This window comes from Acidicapsa dinghuensis (assembly GCF_025685685.1).
GTDB classification, from domain to species: domain Bacteria; phylum Acidobacteriota; class Terriglobia; order Terriglobales; family Acidobacteriaceae; genus Acidicapsa; species Acidicapsa dinghuensis.
On record NZ_JAGSYH010000003.1, the window covers coordinates 90553 to 110400 of the forward strand.

General features: G+C 59.0%; 17 protein-coding genes. 7 read left to right on the forward strand and 10 right to left on the reverse strand.

Translation table 11 applies throughout. The features are described 5' to 3' along the window. Positions 1-2: 2 nt before the first annotated feature. The 5 genes from kdpC to OHL22_RS08810 all read right to left on the reverse strand — a co-directional run bounded on the left by kdpC (position 3) and on the right by OHL22_RS08810 (position 4819). The gene (gene kdpC / locus OHL22_RS08795) at positions 3-569 is read right to left on the reverse strand and encodes a potassium-transporting ATPase subunit KdpC (protein WP_263335669.1); all 567 of its coding nucleotides are present in this window, start codon (positions 567-569) and stop codon (positions 3-5) included. An 11-nt stretch (positions 570-580) separates the two neighbouring features. Next, positions 581-2632 carry a potassium-transporting ATPase subunit KdpB gene (gene kdpB / locus OHL22_RS08800; protein ID WP_263335673.1) on the reverse strand — a complete coding sequence of 684 codons (2052 nt, stop codon included), beginning with the start codon at positions 2630-2632 and terminating at the stop codon, positions 581-583. A gap of 13 nt (positions 2633-2645) precedes the next feature. Next, a complete protein-coding gene (gene kdpA / locus OHL22_RS08805; protein ID WP_263335678.1) occupies positions 2646-4373 on the reverse strand; it encodes a potassium-transporting ATPase subunit KdpA in 1728 nt (575 codons plus the stop codon). 1 nt (position 4374) lies between these two features. Continuing rightward, positions 4375-4464 (reverse strand): K(+)-transporting ATPase subunit F, encoded by a 90-nt coding sequence (gene kdpF / locus OHL22_RS25015; RefSeq protein WP_377819362.1) that lies wholly within the window; start codon positions 4462-4464, stop codon positions 4375-4377. Between the two features lie 136 nt (positions 4465-4600). Next, positions 4601-4819 (reverse strand): hypothetical protein, encoded by a 219-nt coding sequence (locus OHL22_RS08810; RefSeq protein WP_263335681.1) that lies wholly within the window; start codon positions 4817-4819, stop codon positions 4601-4603. On the opposite strand from OHL22_RS08810, the gene OHL22_RS08815 reads away from it, so the two are divergent. The 6 genes from OHL22_RS08815 (at position 4818) to OHL22_RS08840 (ending at position 11649) form a co-directional block, all read left to right on the forward strand. After that, positions 4818-6458, forward strand: a complete 1641-nt coding sequence (locus OHL22_RS08815; RefSeq protein WP_263335684.1) for a UxaA family hydrolase — start codon at positions 4818-4820, stop codon at positions 6456-6458. The genes OHL22_RS08810 and OHL22_RS08815 overlap by 2 nt on opposite strands. Before the next feature lie 163 nt (positions 6459-6621). Continuing rightward, positions 6622-7113, forward strand: a complete 492-nt coding sequence (locus tag OHL22_RS08820) for a DUF695 domain-containing protein (protein WP_263335686.1) — start codon at positions 6622-6624, stop codon at positions 7111-7113. A gap of 59 nt (positions 7114-7172) precedes the next feature. Beyond that, positions 7173-7562, forward strand: a complete 390-nt coding sequence (locus OHL22_RS08825; RefSeq protein WP_263335688.1) for an RbsD/FucU family protein — start codon at positions 7173-7175, stop codon at positions 7560-7562. Positions 7563-7638: 76 nt separating this feature from the next. After that, positions 7639-8814 carry a mannonate dehydratase gene (uxuA, locus tag OHL22_RS08830; protein WP_263335691.1) on the forward strand — a complete coding sequence of 392 codons (1176 nt, stop codon included), beginning with the start codon at positions 7639-7641 and terminating at the stop codon, positions 8812-8814. Positions 8815-8879: 65 nt separating this feature from the next. Then, complete coding sequence (uxaC, locus tag OHL22_RS08835; RefSeq protein WP_263335693.1) at positions 8880-10304, forward strand: glucuronate isomerase; 1425 nt, start codon at positions 8880-8882, stop codon at positions 10302-10304. A gap of 31 nt (positions 10305-10335) precedes the next feature. Further along, complete coding sequence (locus tag OHL22_RS08840) at positions 10336-11649, forward strand: MFS transporter (protein ID WP_263335696.1); 1314 nt, start codon at positions 10336-10338, stop codon at positions 11647-11649. Positions 11650-11658: 9 nt separating this feature from the next. Here the strand turns inward: OHL22_RS08840 and OHL22_RS08845 are convergent, their stop codons facing one another. From OHL22_RS08845 to OHL22_RS08860, 4 genes are all read right to left on the reverse strand, one after another. Further along, on the reverse strand, positions 11659-12315 hold the full coding sequence (locus OHL22_RS08845; RefSeq protein ID WP_263335698.1) for a LutC/YkgG family protein: 657 nt from the start codon (positions 12313-12315) through the stop codon (positions 11659-11661). Further along, positions 12308-13780 (reverse strand): LutB/LldF family L-lactate oxidation iron-sulfur protein, encoded by a 1473-nt coding sequence (locus OHL22_RS08850; protein WP_263335701.1) that lies wholly within the window; start codon positions 13778-13780, stop codon positions 12308-12310. Before OHL22_RS08850 ends, OHL22_RS08845 begins: the two co-directional genes overlap by 8 nt. Further along, entirely contained in the window at positions 13777-14511 is a 735-nt protein-coding gene (locus OHL22_RS08855) for a (Fe-S)-binding protein (protein ID WP_263335703.1), read from the reverse strand. Before OHL22_RS08855 ends, OHL22_RS08850 begins: the two co-directional genes overlap by 4 nt. Positions 14512-14714: 203 nt before the next feature. Then, positions 14715-15152 carry a VOC family protein gene (locus OHL22_RS08860; protein WP_263335706.1) on the reverse strand — a complete coding sequence of 146 codons (438 nt, stop codon included), beginning with the start codon at positions 15150-15152 and terminating at the stop codon, positions 14715-14717. Positions 15153-15360: 208 nt separating this feature from the next. On the opposite strand from OHL22_RS08860, the gene OHL22_RS08865 reads away from it, so the two are divergent. Beyond that, a complete protein-coding gene (locus tag OHL22_RS08865; RefSeq protein ID WP_263335708.1) occupies positions 15361-18264 on the forward strand; it encodes an FAD-binding and (Fe-S)-binding domain-containing protein in 2904 nt (967 codons plus the stop codon). A 9-nt stretch (positions 18265-18273) separates the two neighbouring features. On the opposite strand, the gene glpK is transcribed toward OHL22_RS08865, so the two are convergent. Continuing rightward, positions 18274-19785: a glycerol kinase GlpK gene (gene glpK / locus OHL22_RS08870; RefSeq protein WP_263335710.1), complete on the reverse strand. Its 1512-nt coding sequence runs from the start codon at positions 19783-19785 to the stop codon at positions 18274-18276. Positions 19786-19848: the final 63 nt, after the last annotated feature.

Here is a 19848-nt window from a genome sequence, read left to right on the forward strand (position 1 = left end):
TGCTACTTCGTCAGCCCGTCCAGATCCAGATTCAACTCCAGCACATTCACCCGCGGCTCACCCAGCAGCCCGAGCGTCCTCTGCGTAGTGTGCGCAGCAATCAGCTTGTTGATCGTGTCTTCGGAGAGATGACGAGCCGCAGCCACGCGGGCCGCCTGGTAATAAGCCGCATCCGGCGTGATATCAGGATCGAGCCCTGAACCCGAGGTCGTCACCAGATCAATCGGCACAGGCTTGCCGCCATTTGCCTTCGCCAGCTTGTCGATGTCGCCCTGAATACGGTCCACCAGCTTCTTGTTCGACTGCGCAAGATTGGAACCGCCAGAGTTCGTCGCGTCATATCCATTGCCTGCCGCCGATGGCCGAGGATGAAAGTACTGGTCGCTGGTAAAACTCTGCGCCAGCAGTGCCGAACCAATCACCTTGCCGTCTTTCAGGATCAGGCTTCCATCCGCCTGATAGGGAAACAACACATGCGCAATCGCCGTGAGTGCCAGTGGATACGCGAGGCCCAGCAGCAGCGTCGTCACAATCGTAAACCGAATCGAAGTCTTCCAAACCGAATGCACAGTCAATCTCCTTACGCCAGCTTCAGCGCCACAAGCAGCAGATCAATCGCCTTGATGCCGATAAACGGCACAATCACGCCGCCCAGTCCATAAATCAGCAGGTTCTGCCGCAGCAGCATTGCCGCCGGCTTCGGCTCATACTTAACGCCTTTGAGCGCCAGCGGAATCAGCGCAACAATGATTACTGCGTTAAAGATCACCGCCGACAAAATTGCCGATTGCGGTGTCGCCAGGTGCATGATGTTTAACGCGTTCAGCACCGGAAACACCCCGGCAAACATCGCCGGAATAATCGCAAAGTACTTCGCCACATCGTTCGCAATCGAGAAGGTCGTAAGCGCCCCGCGTGTCATCAGCAACTGCTTGCCAATCTCGACAATCTCGATCAGCTTCGTCGGATTCGAATCGAGATCCACCATGTTGCCCGCTTCTTTGGCCGCCTGCGTACCCGAGTTCATCGCCACGCCTACATCCGCCTGCGCCAGCGCTGGAGCATCGTTCGTGCCATCACCGGTCATTGCCACCAGCTTGCCCTTGGCCTGCTCGCGCTTGATCAGGTCCATCTTGTCCTTGGGCTTCGCCTCGGCAAGAAAATCATCCACTCCTGCCTCGCGCGCAATCACAGCAGCCGTCAGCGGGTTGTCGCCGGTAATCATGATGGTGCGAATACCCATCGCCCGCAGCCGCGCCAGCCGGTCTTTCAAGCCGCCCTTCACAATGTCTTTCAGGTAAATTACGCCCAGCGCCGTCGCATTCTCCGCGACAACCAGCGGCGTTCCCCCTGCCCGCGCAATCTCTTCCACCTGTTCACGGACCTTGCGCGGCAGCGACGAGCCCTGCTCCTCAAGAAACCGTGAAATCGCATCCACCGATCCTTTGCGAATCTGCGCTCCCGGCAGATCCACACCCGACATGCGCGTCTGTGCCGTGAAAGGTACAAACGTGGGATGAATCCCTGAAAGATCGCGCCCGCGCAGGCCGTACTTCTCTTTCGCCAGCACCACAATCGACCGGCCCTCAGGCGTCTCGTCCGAGAGCGACGACAACTGCGCCGCATCCGCCAGCCGCTCCTTCGACACATCCGGCGCAGGATAAAACTCCGTAGCCTGCCGGTTGCCCAGCGTGATCGTTCCAGTCTTGTCCAGCAGCAGCGTGCTTACATCGCCTGCCGCCTCCACTGCGCGCCCGCTCATCGCCAGCACGTTGTACTGCACCAGCCGATCCATGCCCGCAATGCCAATCGCAGAAAGCAACCCGCCAATCGTCGTCGGAATCAGGCACACCAGCAGCGACACCAGCACAAAGACTGTCTGCGGCGCATGCGAGTAAATCGCAAACGGCTGCAGCGTCACCACCGCCAGTAGAAAGATGATCGTCAGACCCGACAGCAGAATGCTCAGCGCGATCTCATTCGGTGTCTTCTGCCGCGTCGCTCCTTCGACCAAAGCAATCATGCGATCCAGAAACGTCTCACCCGGATTCGAAGTGATCTTCACTTTGATGAAGTCTGACAACACCTTAGTTCCGCCCGTCACAGCAGAGCGATCTCCGCCTGCTTCGCGAATCACCGGTGCCGACTCGCCCGTAATCGCTGACTCATCGACTGATGCAACACCCTCGATCACCTCGCCGTCGCCGGCAATGAAGTGCCCGGCCACGACATAGATCACATCGCCCGCGCGCAGCAGGCTGCTCGTCACGTCTTCAAGCGAACCATCTGCGGCATAGCGCTGGGCGATCGTCTCACCTTTAGCCTTGCGCAGCGTGTCGGCCTGCGCCTTGCCACGGCCCTCAGCCATCGCTTCGGCAAAGTTCGCAAACAGCACCGTAAACCAAAGCCACAGCGTGATCTGCAAATTGAATCCGAAGCTTTCAGCATGCTGCGCGGCCCCGCCATGATGCATGGCATTGGTAATCAGCAGCGCCGTTGTCAGCACGCAGCCCACCTCGACCACAAACATCACGGGGTTCTTCGCCATCGCGCGCGGATCAAGCTTCTTGATCGAATCGACCGCGGCCTGCCGCACAATTTCACTATTCCAAAGATTTTTCTTCGTCGCCATCGCCGATCCTCCGTTAGAAAAGCTGCCCCGCGTGCAGCAGCAAGTGTTCAAGAATCGGACCCAGGCTCAGCGCCGGGAAGAACGTCAACGCACCCATAATCAAGATCACCGAAATCAATAGCACCGTGAATAATGGTGTATTCACCGGAAATGTTCCCGGCGAAGGTGGAATACTCTTCTTTTGCGCCAGGTTGCCTGCGAGCGCCAGCACCGGCACAATCATCAGAAAACGCCCTGCCAACATCGCGAAACCCAGCGCCACGTTGTACCACCACGTGTTCGCGCTCAGCCCCGCAAACGCCGATCCGTTATTGCCAACTGCGGAAGTGAACGCGTACAGAATTTCGCTCAGCCCATGCGGTCCCGCGTTGTTCAACGCACTTAACCCGATGTTGGGAGAGAGCACAAACGCCGCCGTCAATGCCAGGATGATCAATGGAAAGATCAGCACATACAGCATCGCCATCTTCACGTCATACGCTTCGATCTTCTTGCCCAGATACTCCGGCGTACGCCCCACCATCAATCCGGCAATGAAGACTGACACCACCACAAAGATCAGCACCCCGTACAGTCCCGCGCCCACACCGCCAAACACTACTTCGCCCAGCATGATGTTGGTCATCACCACCATGCCCCCCAGCGGAGTAAACGAGTCATGCATCGCGTTCACCGCGCCGCAGCTTGCATCCGTCGTAATCGTGGCAAAAAGCGACGAATCGGTGATACCGAAGCGCACCTCCTTGCCCTCCATGTTGCCGCCTGGCGCCGTCGCAGTATTCGCCTGCACTGCGCCATGAATCAGTGGATGCGGTTGCGACTCCGACCAGTAAATCGTCGTAAAACCCACCGCAAACAACACGAACATCGCCGCCAGCACCGCCCATCCATGCCCAGGCGAGCCAGTCAGCCTTCCCAGCGTCACTGTCAGCGCTCCAGGAATCACAAAGATCGCCAGCATCTCCAGCAGATTCGTCAACGGCGTTGGATTCTCGAATGGATGCGCGCTATTCGCGTTGAAGAAACCGCCGCCATTCGTGCCCAGCATCTTGATCGCTTCCTGCGATGCCACAGGCCCCTGCGCAATGGTCTGGGTCTGCGCCTCCAGCGTCGCCGCCTGCGTATACGGATGGAGATTCTGGGGCACGCCTTGCCATATCAACAGCAGCGCAAAGATCACACATGCCGGCAGCAGCACATACAAAATGCTGCGCGTCGCATCCACCCAGAAGTTTCCGATTGTTCCCGACTCCGTTCGCTTCACACCGCGAATCAGCGCCACCGCCACAGCAATGCCCACTGCCGCGCTCGTAAAGTTGTGATACGCCAGGCCTGCCATCTGCGTCAGATAGCTCATCGTCGTTTCCGGCGTATACGACTGCCAGTTGGTATTGGTCGTGAACGATGCCGCCGTATTCCACGCCAGCGCCTGCTCAACACCCGCCAGATGCTGGGGATTAAGCCATTGAATCGCGCCCTGCAGCCGCTCTAGCGCGTATGTCAGCAGAAGGCTCACCGCCGAGAAGCCCAGCAATGCAAACGCGTACTCGCGCCAATTCATCTCCTGATCGGCCTTAACGCCGCTCAGCTTGTAAATCAGCCGCTCAAAAGGCCGCAGTACTGGATCGAGCCAGGTCCGCCCACCCTCCAGCACGCGCGCCAGATAAAGCCCCAGCGGCTTCACCAGCGCGAGCAGCACAATAGAAAAGACGGCAAATTGCAGCCATCCATTGATTGTCATTTCAGAATTTCTCCGGGAAAAGAAGGGCTGCCGTTAGATAGGCAAATAACAAGACTGACAAAATCAACACAATCGCCGTAACTATACTCATCGGGCTACCTCAGTTTGTTGCAGGCCCGGATATAACCAAAGGCGAGCGTGAAAAATAACACGGTAAAGACCAGCATCCAAATGTCCTGCATCTCAGGCCCTCTAGCGTAACTTCTCGCAAAAGCGCTCACTATCTTTCACGCGGCGGTTCTGCTCATACCCATTCTTCTCTTCAGACCTTCATAACTGGCTAATTCTTTCGTAAAGAAAGCGTAAGAACTGCTATCCCGCAGGAGCCTTTCTCTCGAAATCCCGGCATCACCCGTCGCACGGTGCCAGGTGATAGAGTGGTCTGTTAATGGTGAAAGTGTTGTTTCAAAAAATGAAACAGCTTTCGCAATATGTGATTTATCCATGACCGCCCCAAAAGCCATCCAACTCGACCATCGAGACAACGTCCTCGTCGCGCTTGCCGATCTTCCGGCGGGCAGCACCGTTTCTGTTACAGGCACCAAATACTCCGTCACTGAGGCCATTCCTGCCAAGCAAAAATTCGCCATCCATGATTTCCCTGCCGGCGCCGAAGTCATCATGTATGGGGTTATAGTGGGCCGGGTTCGTCATGCCATTCCCCGCGGAGGCCTGCTGACCACTGCGAACGTCACCCATGAAGCCGCCGGCTTTCATAGCCGTGACACCCGCGCCGCCTGGCGGCCTCCCGACGTCGCCCGCTGGACCAGCCGCACCTTTGACGGCTACCACCGCTCCGATGGTCAGGTAGGCACACGCAACTACTGGATCGTGCTACCCATGGTCTTCTGCGAAAACCGCAACGTGAAAGCGCTGCAGGAGGCCTTCGAGGAAGAGCTCGGCTATGGCCGCCCCACGCAGTACCGCGATCAGGTGCGCGCCCTGCTTTCCGAACTCCACGGCAACGGATCCTCAAGTCAATCAAGCGCCGGGCCTTCCACAGCCACCTACGCTCCCGTCTTCAAAAACATCGACGGCATCAAGTTCATCACGCACCAGGGCGGCTGCGGAGGCACCCGTGAAGACTCCGGCGCTCTCTGCGGCCTGCTAGCCGGCTACATCCACCACCCCAATGTCGCCGGAGCCACCGTCCTCAGCCTTGGCTGTCAGCACGCGCAGGTCGCCGACATGCTCGATGAGTTGAAAAAGCGCGATCCCGCTCTCTCCAAGCCCGTCCTCGTTTTTGACCAGCAAAAGTCGGGTAAAGAATCTGAAATGCTTGCCGAGGCCATCCGCGCAACATTTCAAGGCCTCGTTGAAGCCAACAAGATCGAGCGCAAGCCCGCTCCGCTTTCAAAGCTTACCGTCGGCCTTAAATGCGGAGGCTCCGACGGCTTCTCCGGCATATCTGCCAATCCGGCCCTCGGCTATGTTTCCGATATGCTCGCCGTCCTCGGTGGCAGCACCCTGCTCTCCGAATTTCCGGAGCTCTGCGGAGTCGAGCAAAGCCTGATCAACCGCTGCGTCGATGACGTCACTGCCGACCGCTTCATCCAGCTCATGCGCAGCTACGAGGCTCGCGCCAAAGCCGTTCACTCCGGCTTCGAGATGAACCCATCGCCCGGTAACATCCGCGACGGCCTGCTTACCGACGCCATGAAATCCGCAGGCGCAGCCCGCAAAGGCGGCACCTCGCCCGTCAACGATGTGCTCGACTACCCGGAATACGTCCGCAAGCCCGGCCTCACCCTCCAATGCACTCCCGGCAATGATGTCGAGTGCGTCACCGGTCAGGTCGGTGCTGGCGCCACCGTCGTCCTCTTCACCACCGGCCTCGGAACCCCCACCGGCAATCCCATCGCGCCCGTAATCAAGCTCGCCACCAATACCAAACTCGCCGAGCGCATGCCCGACATCATCGACATCGACACCGGCCCGATCATCGAGGGCACAAGCTCCATCCCATCGATGGCCGATCAGATTCTCGAGCTGATCGTTTCCATCGCCAGCGGCAAAACGCACACCAAGGCCGAAGGTCTTCGGCAAGATGATTTCATCCCCTGGAAACGGGGCGTTTCGCTCTAGTCTGAGCTTCCCTTCACCGAAAACTGACCCACAATAAACGTTGTTAGATCGCAGTCTTAGATAAACTCCACACTAGATTGCTCCACGAATCTCGTGACATCCAACGTTCCGCCAAAGGTGGCGATGGCTTAAACTTGCAGCATTCCTCACTGAGGACAAACTGATGTGGCCGTTTGGAAGAAAACCAGGGAAACCATCTAAGGATCCGCAGCCCACTGACTGGATCCTCGGACGAGGAGAGCGGGACGGCTTTCCAATGATTGTGCGCATGGCCGACGCTTACTCGGGACTTGCCCCCATCTCGGGCTACGACCATCACGTCATTGTCTCGGTGCGTTTTCGAAACCCCCAACCGAACGGATTTCCATCCAGCGAAGAATGCGATGAGCTAGAAATGCTAGAAAAGAATCTATCTCGGCTGCTGGAAACGGAAAATGAGTGCCTTGATGTCTTGGTAGTCACAAATAACGGACTGCGCGACTTCATTTCTTACACACGAAATGTTGATTACGTCTGGCGAAAATTGGAAGACAACGTTTCCTTGTTTCACGGTTTCGTCGTTGAGTTTGCAATTGAACCTGATCCGAGGTGGGATATTTACCAAGCGTTTTGCCGCATGTTGGGCCGAACTACCTCCTATAGAGGTAGCAACTGAACATGTGACCTTAGTCCCCACCGGAAGCTCTCCAGCCGATCACTCAGAAGGAACACACCATGCTCATCCGCGGCATCCTCAACCCGGCCATCAACTCGCTGCTCAGCCGCGTCCGCCACACCAACACACTCATCATCGCTGACCGCGGATTCCCTTTCTGGCCGCAGATCGAAACCGTCGATATCTCCCTCGTCGATGACATCCCGCGCGTTCTGGACGTTCTAACCGCCATTCGCAGCAATTTTGTCTTTGGCCGCGTCTTCGCCGCGCAGCAGTTCGTTGAGGTCAACACGCCACAGACCGTCGGCGCCCTTGAAGACGCGCTCCTCGGCGTCCCCATCACCTTCGAGCCGCATGTGGAATTCAAGAAGCGCGTTCCCTCCGCCATCGGCCTCATCCGCACCGGCGACACCACACAATATGCCAACCTGATCCTTGAGTCGGCATGAACCATTTTGACTCGGCATAATAAGACTTGCCTTCACCACTTCCCCACACCCAGGCGTAAGGCTCAGGAGTCCTCTGGTGGAACAGACCTGGCGCTGGTTCGGTCCGCACGATAATGTCACTCTTTCCGATGCCCGCCAGGCAGGCGCATCCGGCATCGTATCGGCTCTGCACGACATTCCACCGGGCGAAGTCTGGCCTGCCGAGGCCATCCGCGAGCACCAGCAGATCATCGCCGCCGCCGGCATGACGTGGTCCGTCGTCGAAAGCGTCAACGTCAGCGAACAGATCAAACAGCGTGGCCCGCTCTGGCGTCAGCATATCGACAACTACATCGACACTCTGCGTAACCTCGCCTCCTGCGGCATCCATATCGTCTGCTACAACTTTATGCCGGTCGTCGACTGGGTGCGCACCGATCTCGAATACCCGCTCCCCGACGGCTCCATCTCCCTGCGATATGAGAGTTCGGCCCTCGCCGCCTTTGATCTCTTCATCCTCAAGCGTCCCGGCGCAGATTATGACTGGACACCCGACCAGCAACGGCAGGCTTCGATCCGCCTGAGCCACATGAACGAGACCGAGCGCGACCGCCTCACCCGTACCCTTCTGGCGGGTTTGCCGGGTACCACAGAGGTCTATTCGCTCGACTACGTTCGCAACGCCATCGCCGCGTATCACGACATCGGCCGCAACGGTCTACGGGCCAACCTGGGCGAATTTCTCCGCGCTGTCTGCCCATCCGCGCAGGAGCTGGGCGTTTGCCTCTGCATCCATCCTGACGACCCGCCATGGCCCGTCTTCGGCCTGCCTCGCATTGCAGGCACCCTCGATGATCTCCTCTTTCTGCTCGATCAGGCTCACGAGCAATCGAACGGCATCACTTTCTGTTCCGGCTCCCTTGGCGCACGCTCCGATAACGATCTGCCCCAGATCTTTCGGCGTATCGCGCATCGCATCCGCTTCGTTCACCTGCGCTCAACGAAACAACAGCCCGGCGAACACGCCTTTTACGAGGCTCCGCATCTCGCCGGCGATGTTGATATCGTTGCCCTCATGAAGGAACTCGTCTTAGAAGAACGCCGCCGCCACGCCGCGGGTGACTACCGTCCAATCCCGTTCCGTGCAGATCATGGAAACAAGATACTTACCGACATTGGACGTCTCTCCGTTCCCGGCTACCCAGCCGTCGGGCGGCTCAAAGCATTGGCCGAGCTGCGCGGAGTGATGACAGCAGTCGAGGCTTTGGCGTAGACTGCTCTCGCATTTTGTTCGCATTCACAACGAATTGCAAAATGGAAGGCTCAGGATCAAAATCAATGCCGTTCTTGGATGAAAACTTCCTGTTGGAGAGTGACGCCGCACGGCAGCTCTATCAGGAATACGCGGCCCCACAGCCCATCTTCGACTATCACTGCCACCTGCCCCCGCGCGATCTCGCTCGCAACCGGCAGTTCGAAAATCTCTTCGAAATCTGGCTCGAAGGCGATCACTACAAGTGGCGCGCCATGCGCTACAACGGCGAGCCCGAGCGCTTCTGCACCGGCGACGCCACGCCCTATGAGAAGTTCGTCGCCTGGGCCCGCACCGTTCCCCACACCCTGCGCAATCCTCTTTATCACTGGACCCACCTTGAGCTGCAGCGCTATTTCGGCATCTACGAGCCGCTGAACGAACACACCGCCGCCAACATCTGGGAACGCGCTAATGCGGTGTTGCAAGATGGCCTTGACGCACACGCCATCCTTGCCAAATTCAACGTCCGCCTCATCGGCACCACCGACGACCCCGCCGACACCCTCGAATTCCACGAGCAGATCGCCGGTTCCACGCTTGCCACTCGCGTCGTTCCTACGTTCCGTCCCGATGCTTCACTCCGCGTCCATCTGCCCGTCGCATGGAACGCCTGGATCGAGCGTCTCGCCGAGATCACCGGCAACAGCATCGACACGCTACCCGCCCTGCTCCGCGCCATCGAGCAGCGCATGGACGACTTCGGCGACCTGGGCTGCCGCGCTTCTGACCACGGCCTCGATCACTGCTACGCCGAACCCTGCACCGAGTCCCAGGCCGCAGCCATCTTCGACGCCGTCCACGCAGGCCATGCCGCCAATACTCAGGACCATCTTCGCTTCGCCAGCTTCCTCATGCACTTCCTCGGCGCGCAGTATGCGCACCGCCAGTGGACGATGCAGCTTCATCTCGGTGCCCTGCGCAACCCCAATACCCGCGCATTCAAGCTTCACGGCCCCGATACTGGCTTCGACGGCATGGGCGCAACCCCACAGCTTCACGCTCTCGCTACCTTCCTCGACAACCTCGAGCGCGAAGGCGGTCTGCCGCGCACCATCGTCTACAACTCCAACCCCGTTGAAAACTACGCCTTCGCCACCCTCATCGGCAGTTTCTCCGCCTGCAACATTCCCGGCAAAGTCCAGTTCGGCAGTGGCTGGTGGTTCCTCGACCAGAAAGAAGGCATGGAGTGGCAGATGAACGCACTCTCCAACGCCAGCCTGCTTTCGCGCTTCGTCGGCATGGTCACCGACTCACGCTCTTTCATGTCCTACCCTCGCCACGAATACTTCCGCCGCACGCTCTGCAACCTGCTCGGCAGGGACATTGAATCAGGGCTTCTGCCCAACGACATCCACCTCGCCGGCAGCATGGTCAGCGACATCTGCTACGCCAACGCCGAGCGCTATTTCCAAATCCCCGCACTCAACACCGTACCCGTCGCGCAGTAGGCGGAACGCCCAGTAGCGGCAAAGGAATAAGATGAGCGAGCCAGTCACCCAAGCACCTCCGCCACCCCCATCCCTGGCCGCCTCGCTCGCAACCGGCCTCACCAGCTACCGCTGGCACATCTGCGCGCTGCTCTTCATCGCCAACACCATTAACTACATGGATCGCCAGGTGCTCAGCTTCCTCGCGCCCATGCTGCAAACCAAAATCGGTTGGAACGAGGTCCAATACGGCTACATCGTCGTCGCCTTCCAGCTCGCCTACGCCATCGGATTGCTCTCCGTCGGCGGCATCATCGACAAGATCGGCGTCAAGCTCGGCTACGCGATTTCTATCGGCGTCTGGAGCCTCTCCTCCATGAGCCACGCGCTCGCCCGCACCGCGCTCGCCTTCGGCACATCGCGCTTCTTCCTCGGCCTCGGCGAATCCGGCAACTTTCCAGCCGCCATCAAGACCGTTGCCGAGTGGTTCCCAAAGAAAGAACGCGCACTCGCCACTGGCCTCTTCAACAGCGGCACCAGCGTCGGCGCCATCCTCGTTCCGCTCACCGTTCCCTGGATCGTCGATCACTGGGGCTGGCAGGCTGCCTTCCTTTTCACTGGCGGATTCAGCCTCATCTGGGTCATCCTCTGGCTCATTACCTACAAAAGTCCAGAGCACGAATCGCGTGTGAACGCCGCCGAGCTGGCCCACATCCGCAGCGATGCTGGCGAAGCCGTTGCCTCCACTCGCATTCCCTGGCTACACCTGCTCGGCTACCGTCAATGCTGGGCCGTTCTCATCGGCAAGTTCCTCACCGATCCCGTCTGGTGGTTCCTGCTCTTCTGGCTGCCCAAATACTTCTCCACACGCTTTCACCTCAAGCTCGAAGGGCTCGCCGGCCCTATCATGGTCATCTACATCGCTGCGTGCGTCGGCAGCGTCTTCGGCGGATGGCTCCCTGCCATCTGGCTGCGCATGGGCCTCAGCATCCGCGCCGCACGCCGTGGAGCCATGCTCACCTGCGCCCTCTGCACGCTACCCATCGCCATGGTCGGGCACATGAGCGGCCTCTGGAGCGTCGTCGCCGTCATCAGCCTGGCCTGTGCAGCCCATCAGGGCTGGTCTGCCAACATCTTCAGCCTCTGCTCCGATCTCTTCCCGCGCGCCGCTGTCGCGTCTGTAACCGGCATCGCCGGCTTCGGCGGAGCAATTGGCGGCATGCTCGCCGCCTGGATCGTCGGACTAGTCCTGCAGCACTTCCACACCTACGCCAACATCTTCCTTGTCGCAGGCATGGCCTACCTCACCGCGTGGCTTGTCATCCAGTACCTCACGCGCAAACCGGAAATCAGCTTTTCAATTTAGAAATTCGAATCAGTCCGCAACAATCACCACGTCAAAGAACCGCGGCCCATGCACGCCCTTGATGCGCGTCATCTCGATATCCGCAGTCGCCGACGGCCCCGAGATAAACGTCGTCGGCAGCGAAGCCGTAGGCATCAATCGATCAAACGCGTCCGGCACCGAAGCTACAACCTGCGAAGCAAACACCACACACAGGTGATAATCCGGCACCAGCGACATTTGCCGCGCACCCTGCCCCGGAGCGTTCTGCAGCGCAATCGATCCCGTCTCCGCGATCGCCACCGTACACGCCGTCAGCACGCCTTCAACGCGATCAAGCTGATGCTCATCCAATCCGCTGGCATCGGTAAATACAAACCCATCCGGCAGCCACTCAGCAGGAATTCCAGCAGGCATAGCCAACCCAGCCTTCCCGCGTGAAGCAAGAATCTCCGCCACCACCTGAGCAATCGACGTGGTTGATGCCCTATAAACACCAGCGTCATACTCCCTCAGCCGATCCTCAAAGTGCTCCAGCAGCGCCTCGCGCGTACGCTCCTCAGGCCTGCGGTAGTCGCGCATGATCCCGGCATACTCCGCAGCAATCACCGTATCCTGCCGACGCTCACCCAGCGACATCCGAATACTCGCCAATATCTTCGCGCGGCTATCGACTGCGTCAGCCATTGGCTTTCTCCTTCGGCTTTTGAGTACTGTGCTCCTGCGCCCACCAGTCCCGAAACGACTGCTCCGGAATCGCCTTCAGATCACGCGTTTGCGTCCATCCGCTCAACATTCCAGGCATCCACGAGATAAACCCGTTCTTCGAAACCAACGGTTTCTGCGCTACCTGCGCCAGATGCGCCGCCATGCTCAGCCGTCCACTGTCCGCCAGCGTAAACGCCGCGGCCTGCATGCCGATATTCCACAAGCCCAGCTTGCCGCTCAGCGTCTTCTGATCCTCTTGCACCACCTTGCCGCGCAGATGAATCAGTACCTCGGGAATGTTGATCTTCACCGGACAAACCTCATAGCAGGCCCCGCACAGCGACGAAGCATACGGTAGTGACCGTCCTTCTTTCATTGCCAGCAACTGCGGAGTCAGAATCGCCCCAATCGGCCCCGCATACACCGACTCATACGCATGACCGCCGGTCTGGTGATAGACCGGGCACGCATTCAGACACGCCGCGCAGCGCACGCACTTCAACGTCTGCTGCGCCTCCTTGTCTGCCAGAATCGGCGAACGCCCATTGTCCAACAGCACAACATGAAATTCCTTGGGCCCATCCCCCGGCGTCACACCGCTCCACGTCGAGTTATACGGATTCATTCTCTCGCCCGTAGCCGACCGCGGCACCGTCTGCAGAAAGATCTCCAGGTCGCGATAGCTCGGAATCACCTTCTCTATGCCGACCAAAGAAATCAGCACATCGGGCAGCGTCAGGCACATGCGCCCGTTGCCTTCGGACTCCAGAATGCAGACCCCGCCCGTATCGGCAATCAGAAAATTTGCCCCCGAGACCGCAACCTTGATCCTCAGATACTTCTCGCGCAGATAATTTCGCGCCGCAGTCGCCAGATCCACCGGCTGCTCACCCAACTCCGGCAGATGCATCTCGCGCTGAAAGATCTCCCTTACCTGTTGCCGGTTCTTATGCAGCGCCGGAACCACAAAATGCGAAGGCCGGTCTTTTCCGAGCTGAATAATCAACTCCGCCAGGTCCGTTTCGATCGGCCTGACTCCATGCGCTTCAAGATGCGCATTCAGCCCAATCTCTTCCGAAGTCATCGTCTTGATCTTGATGACCTCTTTGGCTTGATGCCGCTGAATCAACTCCAGCATGATGCGCCGCGCATCGGCCGCATCTGAAGCCCAGTGCACATGCCCGCCTGCCCTCGTACAGTTTTCTTCAAACTGCAACAGGTAGTGGTCCAGATGCCGCAGCGCATGCGCCCTTACCTGCGACCCGGCCTCGCGCAGATCCTGCCACTCCGGCAGCTCTCCCACCACGCGGTTTCGCTTATCCTGAATCACCGTAGTCGCATGCTGCACGTTGCGCCGCGTCTGCGAGTTCTCCAGCATCTCGCGTGCAGCCTCGGGAAACTCATGCTGGTGCCACTGGTGCGGTTGTTGATGCGGCGCGTTCATCCTTCCACTCCGGACGCCAGAATCTCTGCAATGTGAGCCGTCCGCACCAGCGTCCTTTGCCGGTGCAGCGAGCCGTAGATGTGCATCAGGCAACTGTTATCCACCGCCGTACAAACCTCCGCGCGTGTATTCAGCACACAACGCACCTTGTCCGCCAGCATCGCCGAAGACACATCCGCATTCTTGATCGAAAAGGTGCCGCCAAACCCGCAGCATTCCTGCGCATTCTCCACTGGCAGCAGCTCCAGTCCCTTCACGTTCTTCAACAACCGTATCGGAACATCGCCCAGATGCAGGCTTCGCATCGAGTGGCAGCTCGCATGGTAAGTCACCTTATGCGGAAACGACGCACCCACATCCTCCACGCCCAGCTTCTTCACCAGAAACTCGGAGAACTCAAACACCCGCGGCAGCAGCGCCTCAACCTCCGTCACCAGTGCCGCGTCGTTCACCATCTCGGCGGCCTTCACATAGTGATCCCGCATCATCGCCACGCAAGAGGACGAAGGCGCCACCACCATCTCCGCATCGCGATAGACATCAACAAAGTGGCGAATAATCGGCACCGCCTCGCTCAGGTATCCCGTATTCCAATGCATCTGCCCACAGCACGTCTGCGCCGGGCGAAACTCCACCTCATGCCCCAACCGCTCCAACACGCGCACTACGCTCTTGCCCGTCTCCGGGAACAGCACATCGTTATAGCAAGTGATAAACAGCGATATACGCAACGGAGCGCAAGCCTCCAACTACATTGCCAAAGTCCCACCAGTGTACGACGCCAGCAGTATCACTAGCCCACACTATGAGCCACACTCCAGATTGTCATTCTAAGCAGGTGAGAAAGATTTTTAGATTGCCGTTGCAAAACTTACCCTTTGTGAGACGTGCTCGCCGGCATTGCTTGCTGCGCTTCATCGCTTTCGTATTGCGCTCAGCTGAGTTCCTGGGCGAGTCCGATGAGAAGTCCTTCAGGCCCGCGGATGTAGCAGAGCCGGTATGAGTCTTGGTAGCGAACTACTTCACCTACGAGCTGCGCGCCGCGCTTGCGAAGTCTCTCAAGCGTTTCGTCGATATCGTCAACGGCGAACATAACGCGGAGGTAGCCGAGAGCGTTCACCGGGGCGTTACGATGATCTGAGACCACAGGCGGCGTGAGGAAGCGGGACAGCTCGAGACGGCTGTGGCCGTCCGGCGTACGCATCATGGCAATCTCCACGCGCTGATCGGCCAGTCCGGTCACACGTCCTGCCCATTCTCCTCCGATCATAGCCCGTCCTTCGAGCTCGAGGCCTAGTTCTCGAAAGAAATCAATTGTCTGTCCGAGGTCTTCGACGACGATTCCTACGTTGTCCATCCGTTTGAGTGCCATGTGTCGAGTCTATAAGATGTGTGAACGAAGCAAAGGCTCTGCTTCCTGCTCGTGCCATCACGACTTGCGCCGCCACCCACCCTCACGTTTTCCCAACCAAACCACTAGAATGGCGATGTATCGTCCGTCCTCGATTGACACTCGCATACGTATCGCCAATCATGAGGAAACATAGCCGTATCGCGCTACGTGCAACCCAACCATCTTCATGGCGACAACAATCCAATCTGACCCCGCAATCGTCTCCAAACCCGGCCTGCCCAGTCCGGAGCAGATTCGCGAGCACCTCAGCGATCGCATCGACCCCACTCGCATCCTCATCCGTCACATCGACCGCATCGCCTTCGCCTCAGACGCAAGCTTCTACCGCCTCATCCCGCGCGCCGTCGTTCAGCCGCAGGCTACGGAAGAGATCAAACACCTCTTCCGCTTCAGCCACCAGCACCAGATTCCCCTCTGTTTTCGCGCCGGAGGCACAAGCCTCTCCGGCCAGGCCATCACCGACGGCATCCTCGTCGACATTGGCCGCTACTGGCGCAGCATCCGCGTTGAGGAAAACGGCAAAACCATCCGCCTCCAGCCCGGAGTCATCGGTCAGCAAGCCAACAATGCGCTCAAGCTTTACAGCCGCAAAATCGGCCCTGATCCTGCATCCATAGCAAGCTGCCGCATCGGCGGCATACTCGCCAACAATTCCAGCGGCATGTGCTGCGGCGTTGTGCAGAACGCCTACCACACGCTGCGATCTCTCACCTTTGTCCTGCCCTCCGGCACACAGGTCGATACAGCCGATCCCAAGGCTGGCAGCCTCTTCCAATTACTCGAGCCCGAGCTATGCAAAGAGCTCCTGCGCCTCAAGCACGAAATAGAAGCCGACACCGAGCTATCGAGCCGCATTCGCTCCAAGTACCGAATGAAGAACACCACCGGCTACTCCCTCAACGCCTTCCTCGATTACACCGAGCCACTCGACATCTTCACTCATCTGCTCATCGGCTCCGAAGGCACACTCGCCTTCATCGCGGAAGCGGTTCTTAACACCGTTCCCGACTACCCACTCAAATCGACCGCACTTTTGCTCTTTCCGGACCTTTTCGCCGCCTGCTCCGCCATCGAAGCCTTCACCAAAGCCGGAGCGGCAGCCCTTGAAGTCATGGACCGCGCCTCACTGCGCTCGGTCGAAGGCCACCCCGGCGTCCCGGAATATCTGAGTACCCTACCCGCAGACGCCGCAGGCCTGCTCGTAGAATTCCAGGCCGCCAAAGAAGACGTGCTCCGTGCTTACGAAGCCGCTGCCGCGCAGGCCATCGTCAGCCTCTCTTTGCTACGCCCTGCCGAATTCACCCGCGACCCCGCGCAGCAGGCCATTTTCTGGAAGATCCGTAAGGGCATGTTCCCCTCCGTTGGCGCGGTGCGTGCGGCCAAAACCACAGCGCTCATGGAAGACATCGCCGTCCCGGTGCCGCATCTCGCGCACGCCGCCAATGACATGCGTGCCCTCTTCGACAAACACGGCTATCCGGACGGCATCATCTTCGGCCATGCGAAAGACGGCAACCTGCATTTCGTCATTACCCAGGGCTTTAACACAGATCGTGAGATAGCCCAATACCGCGACTTCATGGATGACGTCGTCAACCTCGTCGTCCGCAAGTACGACGGTGCGCTCAAGGCCGAGCACGGCACCGGACGCAACATGGCGCCCTTTGTCGAAACCGAGTGGGGCGCTGAAGGCTACCGCATCATGCGGGAGCTTAAATCCATCGTCGATCCGCACAACCTGCTCAACCCCGGCGTCATCGTCAACCCCGATCCGCTAGCCCACGTAAGCGATCTCAAGAACATGCCCGAGGTCGAACCCGAGGTCGACAAGTGCATCGAGTGCGGCTTCTGCGAACACTCCTGCCCCAGCCGCGACATCACCCTCACCCCGCGCCAGCGCATCGTCGTCCGCCGCGAACTGCAGCGCCTCAAAGACGATCACGCTCCCACATCTGAATACACAGCCCTCGACCGCGACTTCCCCTATATGGCTCTCGACACATGCGCAGTCGATGGCCTCTGCGCCACCGACTGCCCCGTCTCCATCAACACCGGCAATCTCACCAAACACTTCCGCGCCATCCGCCATTCGCACACTTCAGTAAAGCTCGCAAATTTCGCCGCACGCCACTTTGGCCTTGTCGAAACCGGCTCGCGAATCGCCCTCGCTTCCGGCCATCTTCTGGAAAAACTCTTCGGCAAGAGCTTCATGATCTCGTTGACCGGGACGCTTGATCGTATCTCCCACAAGCTGACCGGAGAGCCCTTCTGGCGATGGACCGACCCGATGCCCAGCCCCCGGCGCGGTGCGATTCCATCCGCCAGCCCTGCTTCCGCCGAAGCCGTCTACGCGCCCAGTTGCATCTCCCGCATGATGGGCGCTTTACCAGGCGAGCCGGACGACATCACCAACATGCAAGCACTGCTGAACATCGCAAGCCGCGCGGAATTGAAGCTTCGGATTCCCTCAGGGCTAGGCGGTCACTGCTGCGGCGTTCCCTTCTCATCCAAAGGCTTCGACACGGCACACGACATCTCCGTCAATCGCATGATCGAAAGCCTCTATCAATGGTCCGACGCGGGAAAACTACCGATCGTGATCGACACCAGCCCATGCACCTACGGACTCAAAACCAGCCGCCCGCATCTGACCGCCGAGAACCAGCAGAAATTCGACCAGCTCCGCATTCTCGATTCCATCGAATTTGCCCAAAGCATGATCCTGCCCAAACTGCCAATTGTGCGAACCATGCCGTCCGTCGCGCTGCATCCAGTCTGCTCGGCCACCAAAATGGGCATCGCAAACAAACTCGTCTCCATCGCGCAGTCCTGCAGCAACAACGTCACCGTACCCATGGAAGCGGGCTGTTGCGCCTTCGCGGGCGACCGCGGATTTCTGCACCCAGAGTTGACCGCATCAGCTACACAGAGTGAAGCTGCTGAGCTCGCCGAGCACGCGCACGACGGCTACTACTCTTCCAGCCGTACTTGTGAGATCGGCATGACCCGCGCCACAGGCAAGCTCTATCGCTCCTACCTGCACCTCCTCGACTACGTGTCAAAGCCCTAAAAAGAAGCGTCAGCTAGTCCAGTGCATCGCGCGGGTAACGGCTTCCTTCCATCGTACGCGGCTGGCTTCCATGTCTTTCGCGCCAGCCCCAGGATCAAAGCGACTATCCTGCGTACGTTGTTTCCGCAACTCCTCAGTACCGCTCCAGAAGCCCGTCGCCAGCCCAGCCAGGTAAGCAGCACCCAGCGCCGTCGTCTCCGTCACCGCAGGGCGAATCACCGGCGCACCCAGCACATCCGCCTGAAACTGCATCATCAGATCGTTCACCGCCGCGCCGCCGTCCACGCGCAGCGCTGGCAGTTTAATCCCCGTTCCAGCCTGCGAATCCTGCTGCATCGCCTCCAACGCATCCGCCACCTGGAAGGCAATGCTCTCCAGCGCCGCCCGAGCAATATGCCCCGGCTTCGTGCTGCGCCGCAAACCAATCAGCAATCCAGTTGCATGCGGATCCCAGTGCGGCGCTCCCAATCCAACAAAACCCGGCACAAACACCACACCATCGCTATCCGGAACCGATGCAGCCAACGCCTCCACATCCGACGAACTGCGAATCAATCCCAGATTGTCCCGCAGCCACTGCACCACAGCCCCGCCAATGAAGATGCTCCCCTCCAGCGCATATTCAAGTCTTCGGCTGGTACTCGCAGCCAGCGTCGTCACCAGCCTGTTCTTCGATTCGAGAAACTTACCGCCGATATTCTGCAACAGAAAGCAGCCGGTTCCATACGTATTCTTCGCTTCACCCGGCTCAAAACAGAGCTGGCCAAAGAGCGCCGCCTGCTGATCGCCCGCAATGCCAGCAATCGGAATACCCAGCAGCCCCAACGAGGTATTCACCTCGCCCACCCGCTCGCTCGACCAGCGCACCTCAGGCAGCATTGATGCAGGGATGCGGAAGAGCTTCAGCAACTCCTCATCCCAGCGGCCTTCGACAATGTTGTAAATCAGCGATCGGGAAGCATTCGTCTGGTCCGTCACATGCACCGGCTTGTGCCCCTCACCATTCGTCAGGTTCCAGATCAGCCAGCTATCCACCGTTCCCCACGCCAGCTTGCCCGCATCCGCCTGCGCTCGAGCTCCCGGCACTTGGTCCAGAATCCACGCCACCTTCGTCGCCGAAAAATACGGATCGAGCAGCAGCCCCGTTCGCTCGCGGACCATCGGCTCCACGCCATCCGCCGCAAGCTTCGCGCATACATCCGCCGTGCGCCGGTCCTGCCAGACGATCGCGTTATAAATCGGCATCCCGGTCTCGCGTTCCCAGACAACGACCGTCTCGCGCTGGTTAGTGATGCCGAGCACGGCGACATCATGCGGCTCGGCAGCCGCACGCACCAGCGCCTGCACAGCGCAGCTCATTTGCGAAGTCAGAATTTCCGTCGGATCATGCTCCACCCATCCCTGCTGCGGATAGATTTGGTGAAACTCCTGCTGCGCGGTCGAAACAATCGCGCCGGATTTGTCGAAGAGAATAGCGCGGGAACTCGTCGTTCCCTGATCAAGTGCCAATACGTATCGCATAACCGCCCTGTGTATCACGCAAGCCTGATTGGCTGCAACAAATCAGTCGTTCACAGTTCGTAC